The organism is Streptosporangium pseudovulgare, assembly GCF_014648055.1.
GTDB lineage: Bacteria > Actinomycetota > Actinomycetes > Streptosporangiales > Streptosporangiaceae > Streptosporangium > Streptosporangium pseudovulgare.
Genome location: NZ_BMQJ01000023.1, coordinates 1 through 20,984, shown reverse-complemented (window position 1 = coordinate 20,984; position 20,984 = coordinate 1). Strand labels below are relative to the sequence as shown.

General features: G+C 68.3%; 21 protein-coding genes. 10 read left to right on the top strand and 11 right to left on the bottom strand.

The genetic code is table 11. The annotated features are described in order from the left end of the window. Positions 1 to 64 precede the first annotated feature (64 nt). From IEZ10_RS32800 to IEZ10_RS40140, 7 genes are all read right to left on the bottom strand, one after another. Positions 65 to 1,102 (bottom strand): zinc-dependent dehydrogenase, encoded by a 1,038-nt coding sequence (locus IEZ10_RS32800; protein WP_189250403.1) that lies wholly within the window; start codon positions 1,100 to 1,102, stop codon positions 65 to 67. Next, positions 1,099 to 1,551 carry a PTS mannitol transporter subunit IIA gene (locus IEZ10_RS32795; RefSeq protein ID WP_179821208.1) on the bottom strand — a complete coding sequence of 151 codons (453 nt, stop codon included), beginning with the start codon at positions 1,549 to 1,551 and terminating at the stop codon, positions 1,099 to 1,101. Before IEZ10_RS32795 ends, IEZ10_RS32800 begins: the two co-directional genes overlap by 4 nt. Beyond that, positions 1,544 to 1,852 (bottom strand): PTS sugar transporter subunit IIBC family protein, encoded by a 309-nt coding sequence (locus IEZ10_RS32790; RefSeq protein ID WP_189250402.1) that lies wholly within the window; start codon positions 1,850 to 1,852, stop codon positions 1,544 to 1,546. Before IEZ10_RS32790 ends, IEZ10_RS32795 begins: the two co-directional genes overlap by 8 nt. Before the next feature lie 3 nt (positions 1,853 to 1,855). Continuing rightward, complete coding sequence (mtlA, locus tag IEZ10_RS32785) at positions 1,856 to 3,061, bottom strand: mannitol-specific PTS transporter subunit IIC (RefSeq protein ID WP_189250401.1); 1,206 nt, start codon at positions 3,059 to 3,061, stop codon at positions 1,856 to 1,858. 113 nt (positions 3,062 to 3,174) lie between these two features. Beyond that, a complete protein-coding gene (gene pfkB / locus IEZ10_RS32780; protein ID WP_189250400.1) occupies positions 3,175 to 4,116 on the bottom strand; it encodes a 1-phosphofructokinase in 942 nt (313 codons plus the stop codon). Then, the gene (locus IEZ10_RS32775; protein ID WP_189250399.1) at positions 4,113 to 4,874 is read right to left on the bottom strand and encodes a DeoR/GlpR family DNA-binding transcription regulator; all 762 of its coding nucleotides are present in this window, start codon (positions 4,872 to 4,874) and stop codon (positions 4,113 to 4,115) included. Before IEZ10_RS32775 ends, pfkB begins: the two co-directional genes overlap by 4 nt. A 500-nt stretch (positions 4,875 to 5,374) precedes the next feature. Then, complete coding sequence (locus tag IEZ10_RS40140) at positions 5,375 to 5,722, bottom strand: OmpA family protein (RefSeq protein ID WP_268246401.1); 348 nt, start codon at positions 5,720 to 5,722, stop codon at positions 5,375 to 5,377. Between the two features lie 630 nt (positions 5,723 to 6,352). On the opposite strand from IEZ10_RS40140, the gene IEZ10_RS32765 reads away from it, so the two are divergent. Continuing rightward, a complete protein-coding gene (locus tag IEZ10_RS32765) occupies positions 6,353 to 7,999 on the top strand; it encodes a translocation/assembly module TamB domain-containing protein (RefSeq protein WP_189250398.1) in 1,647 nt (548 codons plus the stop codon). A gap of 44 nt (positions 8,000 to 8,043) precedes the next feature. Here IEZ10_RS32765 and IEZ10_RS32760 read toward each other — a convergent pair whose 3' ends face one another. Next, positions 8,044 to 8,271, bottom strand: a complete 228-nt coding sequence (locus tag IEZ10_RS32760) for a hypothetical protein (RefSeq protein ID WP_189250397.1) — start codon at positions 8,269 to 8,271, stop codon at positions 8,044 to 8,046. Positions 8,272 to 8,356: 85 nt separating this feature from the next. After that, a complete protein-coding gene (locus IEZ10_RS32755) occupies positions 8,357 to 9,016 on the bottom strand; it encodes a class I SAM-dependent methyltransferase (protein WP_189250396.1) in 660 nt (219 codons plus the stop codon). A 472-nt stretch (positions 9,017 to 9,488) separates the two neighbouring features. Here IEZ10_RS32755 and IEZ10_RS32750 point away from each other — a divergent pair, with 472 nt between their 5' ends. Then, positions 9,489 to 10,019: a ricin-type beta-trefoil lectin domain protein gene (locus IEZ10_RS32750; RefSeq protein WP_189250395.1), complete on the top strand. Its 531-nt coding sequence runs from the start codon at positions 9,489 to 9,491 to the stop codon at positions 10,017 to 10,019. Positions 10,020 to 10,332: 313 nt separating this feature from the next. Here the strand turns inward: IEZ10_RS32750 and IEZ10_RS32745 are convergent, their stop codons facing one another. Beyond that, on the bottom strand, positions 10,333 to 10,659 hold the full coding sequence (locus IEZ10_RS32745; RefSeq protein ID WP_189250394.1) for a hypothetical protein: 327 nt from the start codon (positions 10,657 to 10,659) through the stop codon (positions 10,333 to 10,335). 350 nt (positions 10,660 to 11,009) lie between these two features. Here IEZ10_RS32745 and IEZ10_RS32740 point away from each other — a divergent pair, with 350 nt between their 5' ends. The 3 genes from IEZ10_RS32740 to IEZ10_RS32730 all read left to right on the top strand — a co-directional run bounded on the left by IEZ10_RS32740 (position 11,010) and on the right by IEZ10_RS32730 (position 14,098). Then, complete coding sequence (locus IEZ10_RS32740) at positions 11,010 to 11,438, top strand: Rrf2 family transcriptional regulator (protein ID WP_189250393.1); 429 nt, start codon at positions 11,010 to 11,012, stop codon at positions 11,436 to 11,438. 90 nt (positions 11,439 to 11,528) lie between these two features. Further along, complete coding sequence (locus IEZ10_RS32735; RefSeq protein ID WP_189250392.1) at positions 11,529 to 12,266, top strand: NIPSNAP family protein; 738 nt, start codon at positions 11,529 to 11,531, stop codon at positions 12,264 to 12,266. 245 nt (positions 12,267 to 12,511) lie between these two features. Beyond that, a complete protein-coding gene (locus IEZ10_RS32730; RefSeq protein WP_189250391.1) occupies positions 12,512 to 14,098 on the top strand; it encodes a serine hydrolase domain-containing protein in 1,587 nt (528 codons plus the stop codon). Between the two features lie 378 nt (positions 14,099 to 14,476). Here IEZ10_RS32730 and IEZ10_RS32725 read toward each other — a convergent pair whose 3' ends face one another. After that, positions 14,477 to 14,620, bottom strand: coding sequence for a hypothetical protein (locus tag IEZ10_RS32725; RefSeq protein WP_189250390.1), 144 nt, complete (start codon positions 14,618 to 14,620; stop codon positions 14,477 to 14,479). Positions 14,621 to 15,023: 403 nt separating this feature from the next. Here IEZ10_RS32725 and IEZ10_RS40135 point away from each other — a divergent pair, with 403 nt between their 5' ends. The 5 genes from IEZ10_RS40135 to IEZ10_RS32705 form a co-directional block, all read left to right on the top strand. Continuing rightward, positions 15,024 to 15,146 (top strand): hypothetical protein, encoded by a 123-nt coding sequence (locus IEZ10_RS40135; RefSeq protein ID WP_268246399.1) that lies wholly within the window; start codon positions 15,024 to 15,026, stop codon positions 15,144 to 15,146. A gap of 93 nt (positions 15,147 to 15,239) precedes the next feature. Beyond that, positions 15,240 to 16,466: an FAD-dependent monooxygenase gene (locus IEZ10_RS32720; RefSeq protein WP_189250389.1), complete on the top strand. Its 1,227-nt coding sequence runs from the start codon at positions 15,240 to 15,242 to the stop codon at positions 16,464 to 16,466. Positions 16,467 to 16,850: 384 nt separating this feature from the next. Beyond that, a complete protein-coding gene (locus IEZ10_RS32715; RefSeq protein WP_189250388.1) occupies positions 16,851 to 17,564 on the top strand; it encodes a hypothetical protein in 714 nt (237 codons plus the stop codon). Between the two features lie 400 nt (positions 17,565 to 17,964). After that, positions 17,965 to 18,603 (top strand): GrpB family protein, encoded by a 639-nt coding sequence (locus IEZ10_RS32710; RefSeq protein ID WP_229811879.1) that lies wholly within the window; start codon positions 17,965 to 17,967, stop codon positions 18,601 to 18,603. A gap of 626 nt (positions 18,604 to 19,229) precedes the next feature. Next, positions 19,230 to 20,984, top strand: a 1,755-nt coding sequence (locus tag IEZ10_RS32705; RefSeq protein ID WP_189250387.1) for a tetratricopeptide repeat protein, incomplete at its 3' end; no start/stop codon positions are given.

The window sequence follows — 20,984 nt, the reverse complement described above, 5'->3', positions numbered from 1 at the left end:
CCAAGCCGGAGCCGGGGCCGGTGATGGTGGTGCGGGCCCAAACCGGAGCCGGGGCCGGGGCCGGTCAGGGCTCGACGGTGACCTTGATGGCCTCGCCGCGGCTGACGATGCCGATCCCGTCGAGGACCTCCGGGAGCGGCAGCCGATGCGTGATCAGGTCGGCGACGGGGACCCGCCCGTCGGCGATCAGCCGCAGGGCCTGGGCGTTGTGCGCCGGGCTGGACCCGTTGGCGCCGACGATGGTCAGCTCCCGGTAGTGCACCAGGTTGGAGTCGCACCGGATGATCGGATCGTCCTTGGGCAGGCCGCCGAAGAAGCTGATCCGTCCCTGGCGGGCCGCCATCCGCAGCGCCTGCTCCTGGGCCGCGCCGGAGGCCGCGGCGGTGATGACGACATCGGCGCCCCGGCCCTCGGTCAGCTTGAGCACCTGGTCCACCACGTCCCCGGAGTCCTCCCCGCTGTGCACGGCGGCGTCCGGCCGTACCAGTGACGCCGCCGCCTCCAGCCGTCCGGCGTTGACGTCGACGAGGAACACCCGGGCGGCTCCGCGCGAGCGGGCCAGCCGTACGTGGAGGCAGCCGATGGGGCCCGACCCCATGACCACCACGTCGTCGCCCTCGCCGACCCGGGCCAGTTCCTGTCCGTTGAGCACGCAGGCGAGAGGTTCGGCCACCGACGCCTCGGCGAAGCCGACACCGTCGGGGATGCGGTTGACGCCGTCCACGGCCAGGACCTTCTCGGGCACCACCATGTACTCCGCGAAGCCGCCGTCGTAGTGGTAGCCCATCGACTCCTGGTTCGGGCAGACCGTCATCCGTCCCCGGAGGCACTCGCCGCACCGGCCGCAGGGGATGGCGGCGATCACCTGTACCCGGTCGCCCGGCGCCCAGCCGCCCGCCCCGTCGACCACCTCCCCGGCGATCTCGTGGCCCATGACCCTCGGCGGCCTGATGTGGTGGTGCCCGTATTTGAGGATCTTGGCGTCGGTGCCGCAGGTCGAGCAGTTCCGCACGCGGATCCTGAGCTCTCCGGGCCCGGCGACGGGTTCGTCGGCGTCCTCGACCCGGATGTCACCGGGGGCGTGGAAACGGGCGACCTTCATTCTTCCTCCTCGATCGGTTCCAGCAGGCGCAGCACCTCGGCGACCTCCTCCGCCTCGCGGAGCGCACGGGCGCGCTCGGGGTCCATCAGGATCCGGGCCAGCGCGGAGAGCAGCCGCAGGTGGCCGTCGCCTCGGGCGGCGATGCCGACGCACACCGTCACCCGCTCGCCGTCCCAGTCGACGCCGTCCGGGAAGCGCAGCACGCAGAGGGCGTCGTGCCTGACGACCTCCTTGGCCTTCAGGGTGCCGTGCGGGATGGCGACCCCCTCGCCCATGTAGGTCGAGACCGCGCGCTCGCGCTCCAGCATGGCGTCGAGATAGGGGGACTCGACCGCGCCGACCTCCATCAGCGCCCGGCCGCACTGCAGGATCGCGTCGTCCCGGTCGGCCGCCGAGGCGGTGAGCCGTACGGCGCGCGGGTCGAGGGGAAGGGGCGCGGTCTCAGCCACCGACGGTCCCGCCCTTCTTGATGGTGTCGACGAGCCGCGTCACGGCGGGGTCGCCGATGAAGACCTGGAAGGGGACCAGTACGGTGCCCGGGGCCGCGGCCCTCGCACGGTCGGCCAGTCCCGCGTGGCAGAGCACCACGTCGGCGTCGCCGGGAATGGAGTTGACCGGGGTGTGCACCACCTCCACCCCCGCCCCCTTGAGCTGGCGGCGGACCTGGGTGGCGAGCATGACGCTGCTGCCCATGCCCGCGTCGCAGGCCACAACGATCTTGCGGATGTCCTTGCCGTCGATGCCGGCCATGGATCATGCCTCCTTGCTGGCGGGTGAGGTGGCGGGAACGGTCTCCTCCGGGTCCTTCACGTCCGCGTCCGGGGCCGTACGGGTGGCCACGGCCGCGTCCGGGTCCGGGTCTGTGTCCGTGTCCGTACGGGTGACCGCGGTCGCGTCCGTGTCCGTGTCCTTCTCGCCCCGGCCGAAGCCCAGCAGCACCGCCGCGACCGCGAAGGACACGGCCGTGGCGACGACGATCCCGGCGGCGGAGGCGAACCAGCCGCCCCTGGGGGTCACCGCGAAGTAGGCGAAGACGCTGCCGGGGGACGGCGGAGCCACCAGGCCGGCGCCGGTGACGATGAAGGCGAAGACCCCCGCGGCGCCGCCGGCGATGACGGCGAGGATCAGGCGCGGCTTCATGAGGACGTACGGGAAGTAGATCTCGTGGATGCCGCCGAAGAAGTGGATGATCATCGCGGCGGGGGTGCTGGGGCGCAGCGCCCGGGGGCCGAAGAACAGGAAGGCGAGCAGCAGGCCGAGGCCGGGGCCGGGGTTGCTCTCCAGCATGAACAGGATGGACTTGCCGTGCTCGGCGGCCTCGGCCACACCCAGCGGGCTGAGCACGCCGTGGTTGATGGCGTTGTTGAGGAACAGCACCTTGGCGGGCTCGATCAGGACCGAGGCCAGCGGGAGCAGGTTGTTGCCCACGAGCCAGGCGACCGCCTCGCCCGCCGCCCTGGTCACCGTCTGGATGACCGGGCCGATGCCCAGGACGCCCAGTATCGCCATGGCGCCGCCGACGATGCCCGCGGTGAAGTTGTCCACCAGCATCTCGAAGCCGGCCTTCGTCCGGTCCTGGGTGAAACCGTCCACCAGTTTGATCAGGTAGGCGGCGAGCGGACCGATGATCATCGCGCCGAGGAACATCGGCACCTCTGCGCCGACGACCACGCCCATGGTGGCGACCGCGCCCACCACGGCGCCGCGCTGGCCGTGGACCATCCGCCCGCCGGTGTAGCCGATCAGGACCGGGATCAGGACCTTGACCATCGGTTCGACGAGGGCCGCCAGGGTCTCGTTGGGCAGCCAGCCGGTGGGGATGAACAGCGCGGTGATCAGACCCCAGGCGATGAAGGCTCCGATGTTGGGCATGATCATTCCGGCGAGGTGCCCGCCGAAGCGCTGGATCGTGGCTCTCACCCCGGTCCCCTGGACGGTGGGTGTGTAGTCGGTGCTCATCCGGTGTGCTCCTTCCGGGGTGACCGGCGGCGCGTCGGGCCCGCCGGTCAGGGGGGTGGTGGTGCGCCGCTGTCAGCCCCCGGACCACAGCGGCAGGGCGGGATCGGCCGTTGTCAGCCCCCGGACCGCAGCGGCAGGGCGGGATCGGCCGTGAAGGTGCGGACGTGGTCGCGGCGGATGTCGGCCGGACCGGGCATCCGGCTGCCGGGCAACCCCACGGCGGCCGTCGCCCAGGCCAGCGCCTCGACCAGCGCGGCCTCGCCCCGCGCTCCGGCGGCGAGGAACCCGGCCAGCATGGCGTCGCCGGCCCCGACGGTGCTGCGGGGTTCGGCGACCGGGCCCTCGCCGTACCAGACCTGGTCGCCTTCGAGGAGGACCGCGCCGTCGGGCCCGAGGCTGGCCAGGACCGTGCCCGCGCCCCGGGAGCGCAGCGTCGATGCGGCCTCGATCGCGTCGCCGAGCGTCGTGATGGCCCGGCCGGTCGCCTCGGCGAGCTCCTCCCGGTTGGGCTTGACCAGCGCGGGCCCCGCTTCCAGGGCCTCCCTCAGGGCGGGCCCGCTGGTGTCGACCGCGACGAGGATGCCCGCGTGGGCGAAACGGCGGCACAGGCGGGCGTAGACGTCGGCCGGCACCTCGGGCGGGAGGCTGCCGGAGGCGACCACCCAGTCCGCGGAGCCCGCCGCGCCGAGCACCGCATCGGCGAGGGCGTCCAGCTCGGCCGCGGACAGGGCCGTGCCCGGCTCGTTGATCTTCGTGACCGTGCCGTCGGGCTCGGCCAGCGCGACGTTGGAGCGGGTCGGCCCGGTGACCGGTACGGTCACCATGTCGATGCCCTCCGCCGACAGCAGGGAGATGAGCCGCCTGCCCTCCTCGCCGCCGTAGGGAACGACCGCGCGGGAGCGGACGGCGTTGGCCAGCAGCGCGCGGGAGACGTTCACCCCCTTGCCGCCCGGGTCGAGATGGGTGGCCGCGGAGCGGATGACGGCGCCGCGGTCGAGCGACCCGATGTCGATCGTCCGGTCCAGGCTGGGGTTGAGGGTCAGCGTCACGATCATGCACGCACCACCTCGGGACCGGCCGCCGCGATCTCGGCCGCCGTCGCGGTGTCCAGGCCGGTGTCGCTGATCACGAGGTCGATCTCGGACAGCGTGGCGAAACGGGCCAGGTAGGTGTTGGTGAACTTGGTGTGGTCGGCGAGCAGCACGCTCCGCTGCGCCGCGCCGATCATCGCCCGTTTGATCGCGGCCTCGGCCGGGTCGGGGGTGGTGAGGCCCTTGGACACCGAGCAGCCGTTGGCCGCCATGAACGCCACGTCCACGTGCAGGTCGGCGAGCGGGCGCAGGGCCCAGTCGTCGACGGTGGCCAGCGTCCGCCCACGCACCCGACCGCCCAGCATGATCACATTCAGGCCGGGCCGTACGGCCAGCGCGGTCGCCAGGGGCGGGGAGTTGACGATGACCGTGAGCTCCCGGTCGGGCGGCAGGATCTGGACCAGCCGCGCGGTGGTCGTCCCCGCGTCGAGGATGACCGCGCCGTCCTCCGGGAGCTCGGCGAGGGCGGCCTTGGCGATGCGCTCCTTCTCGGCGGTCATCACCTCGTCCCTGGTGGCCAGGGCGGGCTCGAAGCCCAGCCGCTCCACGGGGATGGCGCCGCCGTGCACCCGCCGCAGCACGCCCGCCCGCTCCAGCGCGGTCAGGTCACGGCGGATGGTCTCGGTGGTGACGGCGAACTCCTCCGCCAGCGCCATCACGTCCGCCCGCCCGGCCTCCCGGGCGCGCCGCAGGATCTCCTGCTGCCGCTCCTCGGCGTACATGGTGTTGATTCACCGCCGTTTCGGTTTGGTTTCATCTTTATTTACACCCGTATGTGTTGGAAAACAAGGGTGTGACTCTTCGACGCCCCCTGCCGGCGGGCACGTCGAGGCGGTGGCGTCCGCCGTCAACGGGACCTTCCGCACCCGTCGGCCGAGGACCGAGGGCAGGGGCTGAGGGCCAAGGGCCGAAGATCAAAGCGGGACTGGAGCCGAGAACCGGGGCCGAAGATCGGGGTCGGGATCGGGATCCGGGAGCCGGGAGTCGAGAACCGGGAGCCGGGAGCCGGAAGCCGGAAGCCGGGAGCCGCCCATGACGGCGTACGGCCGGACGCCACCGAAACGGCCGACGGCGCCCGGCCGGGGCTCACGACCTGGGCCGGTCGCCGTTTCCTGTGATCAGCCGTCAGGTTTCCGGTGGCACGCGGGAGCGCCGCCTGCCGCCTCATGGCCCTGTAACGCCTGAGCGGGGCTGCGATCGCCGCAGCATGCCGGGTGCCGGCTCAGCGCGGGATCGTGATCTCCACACGCCGGTTGCGGGCACGGCCCTTGGGGTTGTCCACCACTTCGCCGTCCACCGTCACCGTGTTCGGAGCGACCGGCTCGGCCGCGCCGTGACCGGCCGCCGTCAGGATCACGCCGCTGCCCTCCAGCAGCGGAGCCAGCGCGACCCGAACCGTCTCGGCGCGCCTGCGCGACAGCTCGGCGTTGTAGGCGTCCGAGCCCTTGGCGTCGGTGTAACCGTCGATGCCGATTCGTTTGCCCGGTGCGCGCTCCTTCAGGATTCCCGCGACCTGCTCGATGCGGGAACGCGCCTTGGCCGACAGGTCCGCCTTGTCGAAGGCGAACAGTACGTCGGCGGCCAGTGTGATCCGGCGGTCGGCGTCGGCTCAGCGGAGGAAGCGGGTGTCCGTGGACCGCCTCCGCTGTCGCCGGAAGCGGAGACGCCGGAACCCGGCAGTAAAGAGCATCCGGCTGTGAACAGCGTGGCCGCGAACGGCAGCTCGATCTTCCGGCTTGACTTCACAGGGATAGCACCCTATTCAGACAAATAGTACATGTCAATAAAATGATTGATCTTTTCCATCTTGATATCGGCGACCCCTGCAACTGGACACAATAGGAAAGATTTCTCATATCTACCGAAACCATTTCCTCGCATTGAATAAATCAGACAATATTCTCTTCGTCTCCCAAATGGGACAACATGCAGATCTGCGGACGGTCGGCGTGGTGCCCGGCATGCTCGCCGCCACCGCCGTTGTCATCGTCTCGGCCAAGGGCTTTCGGACCCGGCGGCGATGGGCTCTGTCCCGCTCCCAAGGCGGCTCCCAGGACGGTCTACTCGTAGAGGTGTGAACGGCGCGTACAAGGCTCGGCTGCGGACCCAGGGGAGACCGAGCCGTCCACGCGAGAATTCTCCCTTTGGAAAAACCGGGTTTTTATAGTGCAGGACAGATGGGTCTGATGATAATCAGTTCATGTCTGATGGGGCATCTTTTGCCGTCGAATGGGGGCTCGGGGAGCTGTCACAGGCCGAGCGTCGGCTGTGCGAGGCGTTTGCACGGGGCGATGAGGCCGATCTGAGGACAGGCGATCCGGAGAAGGACGATCCGCAGCAGGGCGGCGAATGGAGCGATGAGCGGCGGGTGCGAGCCACGGTCATCGCGGCGCTGCTGCTGTCGGACGAGCAGGCGGCTCCCGGGCGGGTGGCGGCGGTCCGCCTGCGAGGGGCACGCGTGACCGGTGAACTGGCCTTGGCCCACGCGGAAGTGAATTTTCCCCTTTCGCTGGAGGGATGTTGGTTCGAGGAGCCGGTATGCCTGGATGAGGCGGCGACTCGTACGGTGAGCTTGACCCGCAGCGTGCTCCCCGGCCTGAATGCGAATGACACGAGAATCGAAGGACACCTCTGGCTGAACGCGTGCCGCATGCAGCGCGCCGCCCTGACCGATGCCCGCATCTCCGGCCGGCTCAGCCTCAACAGGGCACGGCTGACCAACTCCAGCGGAGCGGCACTCAACGCCGATGGGCTGGTCGCCGAGGGAGGCGTGTTCTGCCGAAAGGGGTTTCATGCGGAAGGAGAGATCCGCCTCCTGGACGCCCGCATTGGCGGCCAGCTCAACTTCGACGGAGCACGGCTGACCAACCCCGGCAAAACAGCGCTCAACGCCGACCGGATGGTCATCGAGGGAGGCATGTTCTGCGAGGAGGGGTTTCAGGCGGAGGGAGAGATCCGCCTCCTGGGTGCCCGCGTCTCCGGACAGCTCGTCTTCAACGGGGCACGGCTGACCAACCCCAACGGAGTGGTCCTCAGCGCCGATGGGCTGGTCGTCGAGGGGAACATGTTCTGCCAGGAGGAGTTTCAGGCGGAAGGAGGAATCCGCCTCCCCAGCGCCCGCATCTCCGGGCAACTCGGCTTCAACGGGGCGCGGCTGACCAACCCCGGCGGGACAGCGCTGAGTTGCGTGGATGTCGAGGCCCGGTCGTTGTGGCTGAGAACGGGATTCACCGCCGATGGAGAGGTCGATCTCGCCGGCGCGCGGGTGGGGACGCTGTACGACGACCCTGGCTGCTGGTCGGCCGATCTGGATCTGAACGAGCTGGTGTACGACGATCTGGAGCCGGACCTGCCCTCCCGCGAGCGGCTGGAGTGGCTGCGCCGAGGTGGGAAGGAGTACCGGGCGCAGCCGTATGAGCAGCTGGCGGCCTACTACCGCCGCCAGGGGCACGATGAGGAGGCGCGGCGGGTCCTGCTGGCCAAGCAGCGTCGCTACCGCGCCTCGCGTCCCTGGTACGCCAGGATCTTCGGATACCTGCTCGACGGGATGGTCGGCTACGGCTACCGGCCGGGGCGGGCCGCCGCGTGGGTACTGGCGCTGCTGGCCGCGGGAAGCGTGTTCTTCACCTACCACCGCCCAGAGCCGATCAAGGCGGACGAGCACCCGCACTACCAGCCGGTGCTGTACGCCGCCGACGTGCTGTTGCCGATCGTCAACCTCGGCCAGGAAAGCGCCTTCAAGCACCAGGGACTGGCACAGTGGGTGGCGTCCGCGATGGTCCTGCTCGGCTGGCTGTTCGCCACGGCCGTCGTCGCGGGCGTCACCCGCGTCCTCACGCGCAACTGACCCTGCTCGGGGGGCGACGGTGCGGAACACCCACGGCCGGTCGGTCAGAGGACGCGTCGGGCGATGTTCTTCCTGGCCTCTCTCCAGGTCGCGCCCTCGGCTCGGACGATGGCTCCGCCGGGAAGGTCACGGGCGACAGCGATCCACTGATCTCCGCTGCGGGTGAGGGTGGCGGCGACATAGCGGCTGACGGTCTCCGCCTCGCCCTCGGCCTCGTCGGAGGTGTCCAGGAAGTTGGGTTCATCGAAGATCTTCTCGGCGTATGTCCGCATGATCGGAACGTAGAGTCGACACGACTTCCCGTCCAGTGGATCGGCCGTGTGACGGACGCCGACGCCCGACCGGCTGTCGATCGCGTCAAGCCCTGAACGCCCTGACCGCCAGGGCGTAGGGAACGGGGTCCTCGCGCGGCTCGGTCACCCGGTCGATGGTCAGCCCCGCGTCGACGAACGCGTTGATCAGGTCGGGCAGTGGCACGTGGCTCATGCCCACCCTGTCCCGGAGGCCGCCCTCGCGCCACCACGGCGAACGCCTGTGCCGGCCCGTGATCCGGTACGTGGGGTGGATGACCACTGCCCCGTCCGGACGCGGCTCGATGTGAGGACCGTTGAAGCACGGGTGCACGCCGTAGAACAGCAGCATCCCGCCCGGCCGCAGCACGCGGGCGGCCTCCCGCACCAGGCCGGCGAAGTCACCGACATCGGTGGAGACCCACAGCGCGGTGACCGTGGCGAAGGCGCCCGCGGCGAACGGAAGCCTCGTGGCGTCACCCTGCAGGAGTGGAGCTCCGTCCCTGCCACGGGCGAGACGCAGCTGGTCGGCCGAGCGGTCCAGGCCGACGACGGTGCGGCCGGTGGACCGGATGGCTTCGAGGTACAGGCCGGTACCGCAACCGATGTCCAGGCACAGACCGCCCCCGGGGCCGAGGAGATCGACGATCCAGGCGGCGTTGGCGCCGGCACCGGGCCCGATGTAGCCGTCGTACCACTCGGCCTGGCCGTCATATCGCGCGGTCATGACTCATTCATACACAGGGATCACGCAACGGGCACGGCGGACGGCACGCGACCCGTCCCCCGGTCCGCCTCTGCCCTCCTCGCAGTCGCCGATCCTCAGAACGGGTTCGCCATGTCAGGGATCAGCGAAGCCGACCGTGGACGGAGGCCCCGGGCGCCCTTGAATCGGCGGGCGCATCCGGGTCATTCGGCCCATGAGGAGGACGAAGGGCCATCGGAGGGGAAGTGCAAGGTTTCTCTTGCCCAAACAGGACTCAGACCTGCTCATCCCGATGTTCTTGATCATTCGCGGACGAGATCATTCCGAGCACGTTCCGGATCTTGGCGAAGCCGTGAACCCTCCCGGTGGACGCCGCCTCGCCGACAACCCCACGTTCCACCGCACGACAGGACGCACGCGTTCGGTGATTGATCAATGACGAACGGTAGTGACATGGTGCTGGCGTCTCGATCAACTCTCTCGGGAGGCAACCATGCTTGCTCGCCGTCCGTTGGCCGTCGCCGTCATCTCCGCCGCGGTGGGTGCGGTCACCGTCCTGCCCGCCGCGGCCTCCGCTCACCGGCACGCCGGCCGTACGGCCCTGGTCGGCCCCCCGGCGTGCGTCGACGTCAGCAACAACCGTGGCAACGGCACCCAGATGTACCTGTGGCAGTGCCAGGACGACAACGCCAACCAGAAGTTCGTCTTCCAGGACGGCCTCATCAAGGTGGAGGACACCATCGGCAGGGGCCGGGAGATGTGCCTGGACGCCTCCAACAACCGCGCCAACGGTACCCGCGTGTACCAGTGGCAATGCCTGGGGAACGCCAACCAGCTCTGGGTCGTCCAGAAGGGCCTGATCATCCTCAAGTCCACCCTCAACTCAGGCAACCGCGTATGCCTGGACGTCACCAACGGCCGCACCAACGGCACGCAGGTCTACCTGTGGCAGTGTGTGCCCAACGCCAACCAGACCTTCGTGATCGAGGACGGCCAGATCGTGGTCAAGGACACCCTCTCCTGATTCCTGGCCGCACCCGGCGCCCTCCCTGCGCACCGCGGGGCATCGGCGGCAGGCAGGACGGCGACCCGGTTCCCCGATGGACCAGGACCGAGGAACCGGGTCCCGGGCCGTCGATCGCCGCCGCTCCCGCGTGGTGTCCGGCCGCGGCACGGCGATCGTCATGCCGCACCGGTGTGGCGGCGGCGTGGCTTCCGGTCGGCGGGTGCGGACCCGGTACGGCGGGCATCCCGAAGTCCCGCCGTACCGGGTCCGCACCCGCCGCCGGCCGGAAGCGGCGCCCACGGCCTCCACGGGACTCGGCGTGGTCCAGTCGTCAGGCCAGCGCCAGGCACACCGCGAACGGAACGGGGATGAGCACGGCCGCACCGAGCCATGCCGCCGGCCTTCGCCCGCGCCGGAGCGGGAGGATCACATCGATCACGACCACCAAGGCCACTGTGAACACACCGGTCACCGCCAGGAGAAACATGACAGGGTGGGAGTGATCGAGGATCGTGTAGTTGCAGTTGGTGAGCCCAGGCTTGACGAGGTCTTCCGGCGTCCTGCAGTCCATCGGCATGTATTCGGTCAGCAACCACCACGCCAGATAGAGCGGCACGCTCGCGGGCACGCCGAGTCCGAGGTTCACCAGGACGGGCACTCGGAGGCCGCCCTTCGCCCCTCCCCTGCGCGGGACACGTCCGTCACTCCCGTATTCAGGCATCGTCCCGCTCTTTCTCATGCTCCTGTCGGTCTCCGAGGAGGATCGGAGCCGCCTCGCATGGCACGCGATGACCAGCCACGCTACTCGGTGAGCCGGGGCGGGGAACGAATCCCGGCTCACCGGTCGCCCCGGCCTCGACGGAGAGGCGACCACCCGGTGGTGATCGCCGGGCTGCATGGGGGCCGCGATGTCGCCACCCGCGTCCCCGCATCCCTTCGACAACGGCCCGTCGACGTGGCTTGACCGCCGCACATCTGTAACAGAAAATGTTACGGCAAGGAGGGGTGATGGCGGCGAACAGTCGGTTGACCATCGCGACGCATGCGCTGACGTGGCTGGCGCTGGCGCATCGCCGTGGCCAGGAGGTGCTGACCTCGGACCAGGTCGCGGCCAGCGTCAACACCAACCCCGTGATCATCCGGCGCAGCCTCGGCGACCTGCGGCGAGCCGGTCTGGTGGAGGTCCGCCACGGCGCCGGCGCAGGCTGGAGTCTGGCCCGTGCACCCGAGGAGATCACCCTGCTCCAGGTGTACGACGCGGTCGGGGGGGAGCAGCCGTTCGGTCTGCACCACACCGAGCCCAATCTGGAGTGTCCGGTCGGCCGAGGCATCCGGCCCGCCCTCACCCAGACCTACGGCCGGGTCGAGCAGGCCATCCGGCGGGAGCTGGCGGACACCTCCATCGCCGACATGCTCCGCGAAACGGTGACGAACTAGTCGCCGGTACGGCGGTCGAATCTCGCCGCATCACAGCACGGCCGTTATTGTAACAAAACTTGTTACATCATTGAACGAGGAGTGGATCCGATGGAAGCCGTACGGTGTCCGATCGTCGAACTACGGCAGTACACGTTGCACCCGGGACAGCGCGACGTGCTGATCGACCTGTTCGACCGGGAGTTCGTCGAAACCCAGGAAGCGACGGGCATGACCGTCCTGGGGCAGTTCCGCGACCTGGACGACCCCGACCGGTTCGTATGGCTCCGCGGCTTCGAAGACATGCCGCGCCGCGCGAAGGCGCTGGGGAGCTTTTATGGCGGGCCGATCTGGCGGGCGCACCGCGACGAGGCGAACGCAACGATGATCGACTCTGATGACGTGCTGCTGCTGCGACCGGCCTCGGCGCGGGGCGGCTTCCCGGCGCCGGTGGACGCCCGGCCGGCCCCCGGCGAGCCGTCGGTGTTCCCGTCGTCGCTCGTCCTCGCCACGATCTGGCACGGCATCGGCCCGTTCGACACCGCGTTCATCGAGTTCTTCGAGCGGCGGGTCCGGCCCGTGCTCGCCGAGGCCGGCGGCGAGCCACTGGCGTATCTGCGATCGGAGCACGCCCCGAACACCTTCCCGGCGCTGCCGGTGCGGACCGGCGAAGAGGTCTTCGTGTGGTTCGCACGGTTCGCCGACGAAGGTCGGCTCGACGAGCACCTGGATTCCCTGCAGCGCTCGGGACGCTGGTCCGAGGAGGTGCTGCCCGCCCTTTCGGAGCGGTGGGTGAGGACGTCGCAACGACTGCGACTCGCGCCCACCGAGCGGTCACTGTTGCGGTGAGCTCCAAGGCGGGCGGTCCGGCCTGCCGGCCGAAGGCCGCCGGCAGGCCGGACCGGTGCAGCCACTCTGCGAGCCCGCCCTGGGTCCCGCCATCGGCGACATGTGCGGGTGCGATGCCGAGACAAAGAGATCCATGTCCCCCTGACGAAAGTCAGGGTGCGGGCTAGACGATCGTGTCCTGTGCGCCGCCCGCACGGACTTCTACCTTTGGGTTCCCAGTGAACAGGAAGCTCGGAAGGAACCCGATGAGGATGCGGAAGGCCGCGGCGATGGCCGGACTGGCTGGTGTGCTGCTGGCCTTGGGAACGACGACGGCGCATGCCTCCGCAGCGTCCCCGCGGCCCGGAGACCTGAGTGCGAGCACGATCGACGACTACATGCGCGACTATGTCGAGCGGACCGGGCTACCCGGTGCCATCGTTGCCGTCACCAAGGGCGACCGGGTCGTGCATACGGCAGGTTACGGTCACACAGCCGACCACGAGACGATCACCAAAGCCACTCCGATGCCGCTCGCCTCGGTCTCCAAGTCGTTCACGGCCCTGGCGGTCCTTCGCCTCAGCGACGAACGCAAGATCAACCTGGACGCTCCTGTGCGGACATATCTCTCCGAGTTCGCCATGGCCGACCCGCGCGCCGCCAAGATCACGGTGCGGCAGTTGCTCCAGCAGACCTCGGGGATGAGCGACATGAGCTTCCCGGAACTGACGCTCCCCGCACCGGACACCCTCAAGGACGCTGTCGCGATGTTGCGAACCGCTCCGCTCGCCACCGAACCCGGCACCAAGATGGCCTACCACAACCCCAACTACGCCGTCGCGGCGCGGCTCACCGAGGTGGTGGCCGGAGTGCCGTTCGCCGACTACATGAACGCCGCCGTGTTCCGCCCGCTCGGCATGACGTCCACCACGACCGTGAACACCACCGGTGAACTCCCCGGCCAAGGCGCGGGTTACATACGAGCCTATGACCGCGTCATCGAGCGTTCCCATCCGAAGTGGTTCCTCAACGGCGCCTTCGGCGTGGTCAGCACCGCCGACGATCTGGCCAAGTGGCTGATTGCGCAGAACGGCGCCGGCTCTGCCCTGCCCGAGAAAACCCTGAAGACCGCCCAGACCGCCTCCGGCGTGGCCGGCAGCACGTACGGCATGGGCTGGTACACCGGGAAGACCTCTGGTGGAGCGCCCCAGCTCCAGCACACCGGCTGGCTGCTCACCCACAACTCCGCACAGACACTCCTGCCCGCGAGCCGGTACGGCATCGCCGTGGTCACCAACACAGGGATGATCTCCGGCGACGACGCGCTTCTCATCACCAACGGCCTGATCGACATCATTGAGGGCCGCCCCGACGCCGGCGCGGCGCCCTTCACCATGACCGCGGACCCCTGGCTGGCCGGCCTGAGTGTGCTCAACCTCGGACTCGGCGCCCTGGGAGTCCGCCGTGCCCGCCGCTGGGCCCGCCGCCGCGAGGGCCTGGCCGCCTGGCGCCCGCTCGTGAGGCTGATTCCGTACTCGGCACCGATCGTGTTCTTCTTCGGCCTCGCGGACCTTATCGGCTTCGCCATGCACAGGGCGGGCACGCTGGAGCAGATCACATACGTGTGGCTCGCGCTGTACGCCTGGGCCGCCACCGCCGCACTCGCCGCCGCCGCCGTCATCGTCTCCCGCTTCGTGCACCTCGTCCGCGTCCGTAACCTTCGTGTACGCAGCAACGGGTCATTCGACCTCTTTTCCGGCAGACACGGACGGGACGGCTCGCCGGACCGTGGGAAGCGATCACCTCTCGTGCGGCAAGCGATCAAGGAAGAGCCTTCCTTGCCGCAGGCCTGATCCGCTCGCGAACACCGCCCAAGGTGGAAAGGCCCGGACTCCGGATCACGGAGCCGGGCCTGTCGCCGTGCGGAGATGATGCCTTCTCAGAAGAGGGCAGGAGCCTCCGCAGACGGCCGGAACTGCACCTTGAACAGGGAGAAGCCGACGATGTCCACTGTGAAGTCCTCATGCCCGGGGAGCTTCCTGTGGACCCTGAACTGCCACCGGCGGCCCGGGGGCCCAGCTCGAACTCTTCGTAACAATCCAGTTCTCCGGAGCGGCAACTGATCGCGTGGATCCTTCCCGAGGGGGAGGTGAACGGCCCCCGCCCAGCTCTCATCCCAGTCCATGGCAGGTGGCTCGCCGTCCCAGAGTTCGTACTTGACGAGAACATGGTCACAGTACAAGCGCGATGGACCAGGGAACGACGTCGTCCCTCTCGGGCCCGAAAAGATCCCACTCCGCTTCGACGTCCACGACCCCCACCAGGTACCGCTCTATCTTGCGCGAGTCGAGAAATGTCTTGATGATCCCCGCCATGGCACTCCTTGAGGGCACGTGCTGGCGCATGCGAGCTGATCATGGCGTGCGAGGCTGACAGTTCCAGTCGGCTCAGAGAGCGTTGACCCGCTGTTGCGTCACCCCTCCACCGCAGCGCCGGCTTCCTCGCCCAGGTGTACCCGAACGTCTACTTCGACGTCGGACTGGGAGTGAACCACACCGGGGCGCGCAGCGTGGCCGTCGTCACCGGACGCCGGGAGCCTGCTCGCCGCATACCTCGCCGCATACCTCGCCGCCGTGCGCCTGATCGGAATCGACGGCCGGTGGGATCTCGGCGCGACGCCTCCCCTGACGGAACCGTGATCAGCGTGAACCGGTCACGGCGCCCTCAACGGGGTACGGCTTCCGCCTCCCACCGGGGCGGGAGCCGTACCCCGTTCGGGTGAAGCGTTTCAGCCCGGAACCGATCTCCATGCGGGAGATCCGGATCTTCCCGGAACGCATCGGGCCGGACGAGCCGCTCGTGCCGGAGCTCCGCGGCCGCCGGGACGCGCCCACGCCCTGACGGCTCGACGCCTGGCGTGATGACCTGGGAAGAAATCACCATCTGCTACTCTATGATGCTAATTGATTACAATAAGTAACAGCAGGAGTTGTTGTGAAGATCGCCTGTGTTGGTGGCGGACCCGCCAGCCTGTACTTCTCGATCCTGATGAAACGGGTGGACCCCTCCCACGACATCACCGTCCACGAGCGGAACCCAGCCGGTTCGACGTACGGCTGGGGCGTGACCTACTGGGGCGAACTACTCAACGACCTTCATGGCGCCGACCCCGAATCCGCACGCGCCATCCAGGAGAACTCAATCCACTGGGACAGATGGGAGATGCACGTCCACGACCGCGCCACGGTGGCGACGGTGGCAGTGGAAGACTGGGACGAAGGCTTCGGCATCGGCCGGCATCAACTGCTCGGCATCCTCACCGAACGCGCCCGCTCCCTCGGCGTGCACATCGAGTTCGAACACGAGATCACCGACAAGGACGAACTCGCCGACGCCGACCTCGTCGTCGCCGGCGATGGCGTCAACAGCCTGCTGCGCGAACGCCACACCGACCACTTCGGCCCCGAGATCACGGTCGGACGCAACGTCTACGCCTGGCTCGGCACCACCAAGGTCTTCCGCTCCTTCACCTTCAGCTTCGTGGAGACCGCGCACGGCTGGATCTGGTGCTACGGCTACGGATTCAGCAAGGACCACAGCACCTGCGTCATCGAATGCTCCCCCACCACCTGGAGAGGACTCGGACTCCACCAGGCGAACAAAGCCGACAGCCTGGCCCTTCTGGAGAAACTCTTCGCCGACACCCTGGATGGACACCCACTGATCGCCCAGACACACACCGAAGACGGCACATACTGGCTGAACTTCCGCACCCTGACCACCCGGACGTGGTACCACGACAACCTCGTCCTGCTCGGAGACGCCGCGCACACCACCCACTACTCCATCGGCGCCGGCACCGCCCTCGCACTGGGAGACGCCGCCTTCCTGGTCAACGCACTACACGGAGAGACACAGCTCCAGACCGCCCTCGCCCGCTACGATCGGGAACGCCAAGCCGCGATCCGCCTCTCCCTGAGAGCGGCCCGCTACAGCGCCCGATGGTATGAGAGCCTCCCGCGCTACGTCGGCCTTCCACCGGAGCAACTGATCGAACTGCTCAGCAAGCGGCACTCCCCGCTCCTCCCGCACGTCCCACCACGGCTGTACTACCGGCTCGGCCAGGCGGCCGAGCAACTCAGGTCGCTACGCAACCGCGGACGCCGGCCGGACCCCGGACCACACACGCCGGGACGACCGGACGAGATGATCACGCGCTGACCCGCCCCGGGCCGAAAACGCGACCACCGGCCGAGAGGCGCTCACAGTGGCATCCCGCTGCACATCCCCGAAACGACCAACGGCGCCCGACCCGAGGGAAACCTCTGGTCAGGCGCCGTTTCGCGTGGTGAGCGGAGAGCGTGGGATTCGAACCCGCGAGGACCGGCGCCGGCCCTAGCGGTTTCAAGAGGGCCGTGTTCCCGGCGGGGACACTGCCTCTCACCAGGGTGAAAGCCTCTCCCTGGACCTCAACCATCGAAGATCATCCCGCGTATGTCCCGCAACAGCCGACGATCACAAGGGCTGCCACAGCACGCATTGCAGCATCTCGAAGTCACCGACAGAGTGATCCGTACGCGTGTCGTAGATGAAGGAGGCCAAGGCGTGACCGAACGTGAGCGTGTCAGGGATCTGTTATGCGTCGCGATCGCCATCGGGGTCGTGGCCTGGGGCGCCATCGGCGCGTGGACGGCCATCACGGTCGGGAACTACCCATGGAACAAGTGGATACCGTTTGCCAACGGGGCCAGCAAGGGCGTGGTGCTCGGCATGCTCGCCGCCGTCGCCGTTGTCATCGTTTCGGCCAAGGGTTTCCGGACCGGGTGGCGATGGGCTGTGTTCATCAGCGCATTCATCGGTGGCGGCCTGCTGGGCACACTCCGGGACCTCCAAGGCGCACCGGATTCTGTGCTCTACTTCGCGGAGCCGCTTTCGGATGAGCGGTGGTACGGGACGACGATGTTGCTGCACTGGGCGGGCAAGGTGGCGCTGCCTGCCGTCGTATGTGCCGTGGTCCTGACCCTGCTGGCGGCTCGCCCCTACCGGCAGGGGCAGTCGATCGCATCCAGCGCGGCGCTCATCCTCGCAGGTATCGCACTGCTCGCGCTTCCGGTGGTCGCCTCAAGTCTCGCGCCCGAGATCCAGGGCAACGGCGAGCAGGTCAATGCGGGCATCTGGGCGGGCTTGCGCTGCTGGATCATCGGGATTCCGGTTCTGGTAGTCGGGCTGCTTCGAACACTCTTCCTCCTCATCAGCCGGAGTGAGCTGCCGTCGGCTCCCTCACCCTCGGAAGTGTTTCTCCCGCGTCAGCCCCTTTGAGTCACCCGCCGGTTTCCAAGAAGCGGCTCACGGAGAGCTCATCTGGCACCAGAAAGCACGGGTCAGAGAGCATGCACGGTCCGCCTTGAGTGGTTCTAAATCGCCCTGAACTCCGATTGGTCTTCTGATCCGTAGGCCCCCGTAATATCTCCAATGACGTTCAGACCGGTTCGCCGCGCAGGTCACGGACAATCCGTCTGTTCAGATCAGTCCAGCTCGGTCCGGGGTCGGACGGCGTGTTGGCTCCGAGAACCAGAATGCCGACGGTTTTACAGCCCATGACCGTTCCTGGCGTGGCACGGCTCCTGACCTGCGACGCGATATCTCCGCACCGCTCTCGCCACCATGATCATTGCACGCATATTGCACGTCACGACAGGTGAGGTCGAAGATCCAAGCAGTGATCAATCTGCGCCCTCACCGGCTGACCGTCCCGGCTGGAAGAAGCGTGATCAAGCGACGTCGCCCTGATGGAATGATGCCCATCATGGCGGAAGACATCGAGTTGATCGGCGGACAGGAGAGGCGCGACATCAAAGTCGTCTCGTACGACGAGGCGTGGCCAAGGCGCTTCGCGCAGGAGCGAGAGCGCATCATCGTCGCTCTGGGCCCGCTGGCCCGCCGTGTAGACCACATCGGCTCAACCGCGGTCCCCGGGCTGGCGGCCAAATCGATCGTCGACATCGACCTGAGTGTGCCCAACGCCGACGACGAGGACGCCTACCTTCCACAACTCGTCGCCGCCGGCTATCACCTGCGCGTCCGCCAGTTCGGCCACCGCATGGTGCGCACCCAGGACCTCGCCGTCCATGTGCACGTCTGCACCACAGACAGCGACTGGGAACGCCGCCATCTCCTCTTTCGTGACTGGCTGCGCCACGACACCGCCGACCGCGAACTCTACGGGGAACTCAAACAGCGACTCGCCGCTCACGACTGGCCCGACATGAACGCCTACGCGGCGGCCAAGAGCCCGATCATCGCCGAAATCACGGAACACGCAGAAGCCTGGGCTCACTCCACTCAGTGGACTCCGTAACCGGCCCAAGAACTGTAAGAGCTCGCCGAACGAGATCAGAGAGAAGCGGTTGGCCGGTAGGGCACCACGGGGCTTGAACCCCGAACCTACGGATTAAAAGAAGCCGATTCGATCAAAGTCCGGGGCTTCGACCTGGCGGCCGGGTGTCCGTGGTCGTTCGCCGGGTTCCGCCGTCGTTCGTCCCCTTGGCTGTACTCGTGGCTGTACAGCCAGGGCGCCATCACTCGCCTTCTGTTTACAAGGTCCCCGAACGACATCCGGGATCGTTCAGAGCCGTTCACCCTGCTGCTTGCCAGGGCTCCAGTCGCTCAAGGCTGTTCGGATCAGTTCATGATCGACCACCCGAGTGGCTCCCAAGGTGGCTCCCAAAAGCCTGGCGGATCACCTGCTCGCAAAGACGCGTGTCGATCGCGCTCGACCTGCGAAGAAACAGCTCACGAAACTAATCGCGTTCCCCGTAACTCCCCGCCGCTTTCCCTTCGCTTCCCGTCCCGTCGGACACGGCATCCGAGACGGATCGGATCTCCTTCATTGGGCAGATCCAAGTTGGTTGATCGCAGTTTGGTTGCCGTGTCCTCTTCATGCCGGTGCTTGCGCGTGAGGCGCGGTTAGCTGGGGATATGACGGTGAGCCGGGGCAAGCGCTGGGGCCTGACGGGGACGGGTGTGGTTGCGACGGTAGCCGCCGGAGTGGCCACCAATCAGGTAGAAGGCCCGTGGTGGGCTCAGGTCGGCTGGTTCACCGCAGCGATGACCTGTGTCGGGGTGGGGCTATGGGTGACACGCAAGGTCTCCCCCCACGAGGGGAGCACGGCCCCGGTGGAGGCGGCTACGACGTCGGCGGAGACGCCTGCTGCTCCGGTCCGGGTGGAGATCGCGGTGTCTCCTTCCGGTGCGCTGTCGCTGCCAGGCCCTGTCGCCGCATCCGAGCAGGACCAGGCGCCGGATTCTGCTGCGTCCTCGGTGGTGGTGGGGGACATTCCGCGTCGGCCGATGGCCTTTCAGCCGCGGGAGGGGTTGATGCGGGAGTTGGAGGAGGCGGCCGGGTCGGGGCGGGCGGTGGTGGTGTGCGCGTTGACCGGCGCGCGGGGGGTGGGCAAGACCCAGATCGCGGCGGCCTATGCGCGGCGGCGGGCCGAGGAGGGGTGGCCGCTGGTGGCGTGGGTTAATGCCGAGACCGATGACCAGTTGCTGGCCGGGTTGGACGCCGTGGCCGCGGCGGTGGGGATCGCGGTGGCCGGGGAGGATGCCGAGCAGGGGGCGCGGCGGCTCAAGCAGTGGTTGTCTCGCCAGAGCGGGCCGTGCCTGCTGGTGCTGGACAACCTGACCGGCACCGAAGTGGCGGCCGGTTTGTTGCCGGCGCTGGGAAGTGTGCAGGTGGTGATCTCCAGCAACCGGCGGCAGGTCCAGGCGCTGGGGGTGGCGGTGCCTGTGGAGGTGTTCACCGTGGATGAGGCGGTGGCGTTCTTGCAGGAACGTTCCGGCCGGACGGACGAGCAGGGGGCATTACTGCTGGCCCAGGAGGTGGAACGGTTGCCGCTGGCGTTGGCGCAGGCGGCCTGGGTGATCCGCAGCCAGCATCTGGACTACGCCACCTATGTGCGGCGACTGCGTTCGGTCTCGCTGAAGCAGATGCTGCCGACCATCCCGGGTGAGGGATATCCGCACGGGGCCTCCCAGGCGGTGCTGCTGTCGCTGGCGCAGCTCGGCTCCGGAGCGCGGGTGCGGGTGGAGCGGGGACTGCTGGAGGTACTGGCGGTGCTGTCACCGGCCGGAGTCCCGCGCTCGTGGCTGCATCGCCTCACCGCCTACCCCGTCTTGACCGGGAAGGTGGGTGGGGATGGGGCAGTGCGGGTGGATACGGCGATCGGGGTGCTGGCGGATGCCTCACTGATCGTGGTGAGCGTGGACGGCTCCTCGGTGAGCATGCACCGCTTCATTCAGACGGTGATCCGTGATGCGGCGCGGAAGAAGGGCCGGCTGGATGAGGTGCTGGGCGCGGTAGCCGAATGGGTGCGAGCGTGTGGTCCATCGTTGGAGCGGGTGGTGTGGGATCGGGGCGACCGTGAGGCGTTCATCGAGCAGACCGCCGCTTTACACCAGCACATCACCGCTCAGGAACTTGTATCCACCGTGGAGATTGCGGTCCGAGTGCTGTCCTTGCAGGGCCTGGCGGGGCGCTATCTGATAGCGGTTGGAGACCTGACCCGCGCCATCCCCTTGCACGAGCAGAATCTCACCGACTGCATCCGCATCCTCGGTGAGGAGCACCCCGACACCCTGACCAGCCGCAACAACCTCGCCTACGCCTACCGCTCGGCCGGAGACCTCACCCGCGCCATTGCCTTGTACGAGCAGACCCTCACCGACAGCATCCGCATC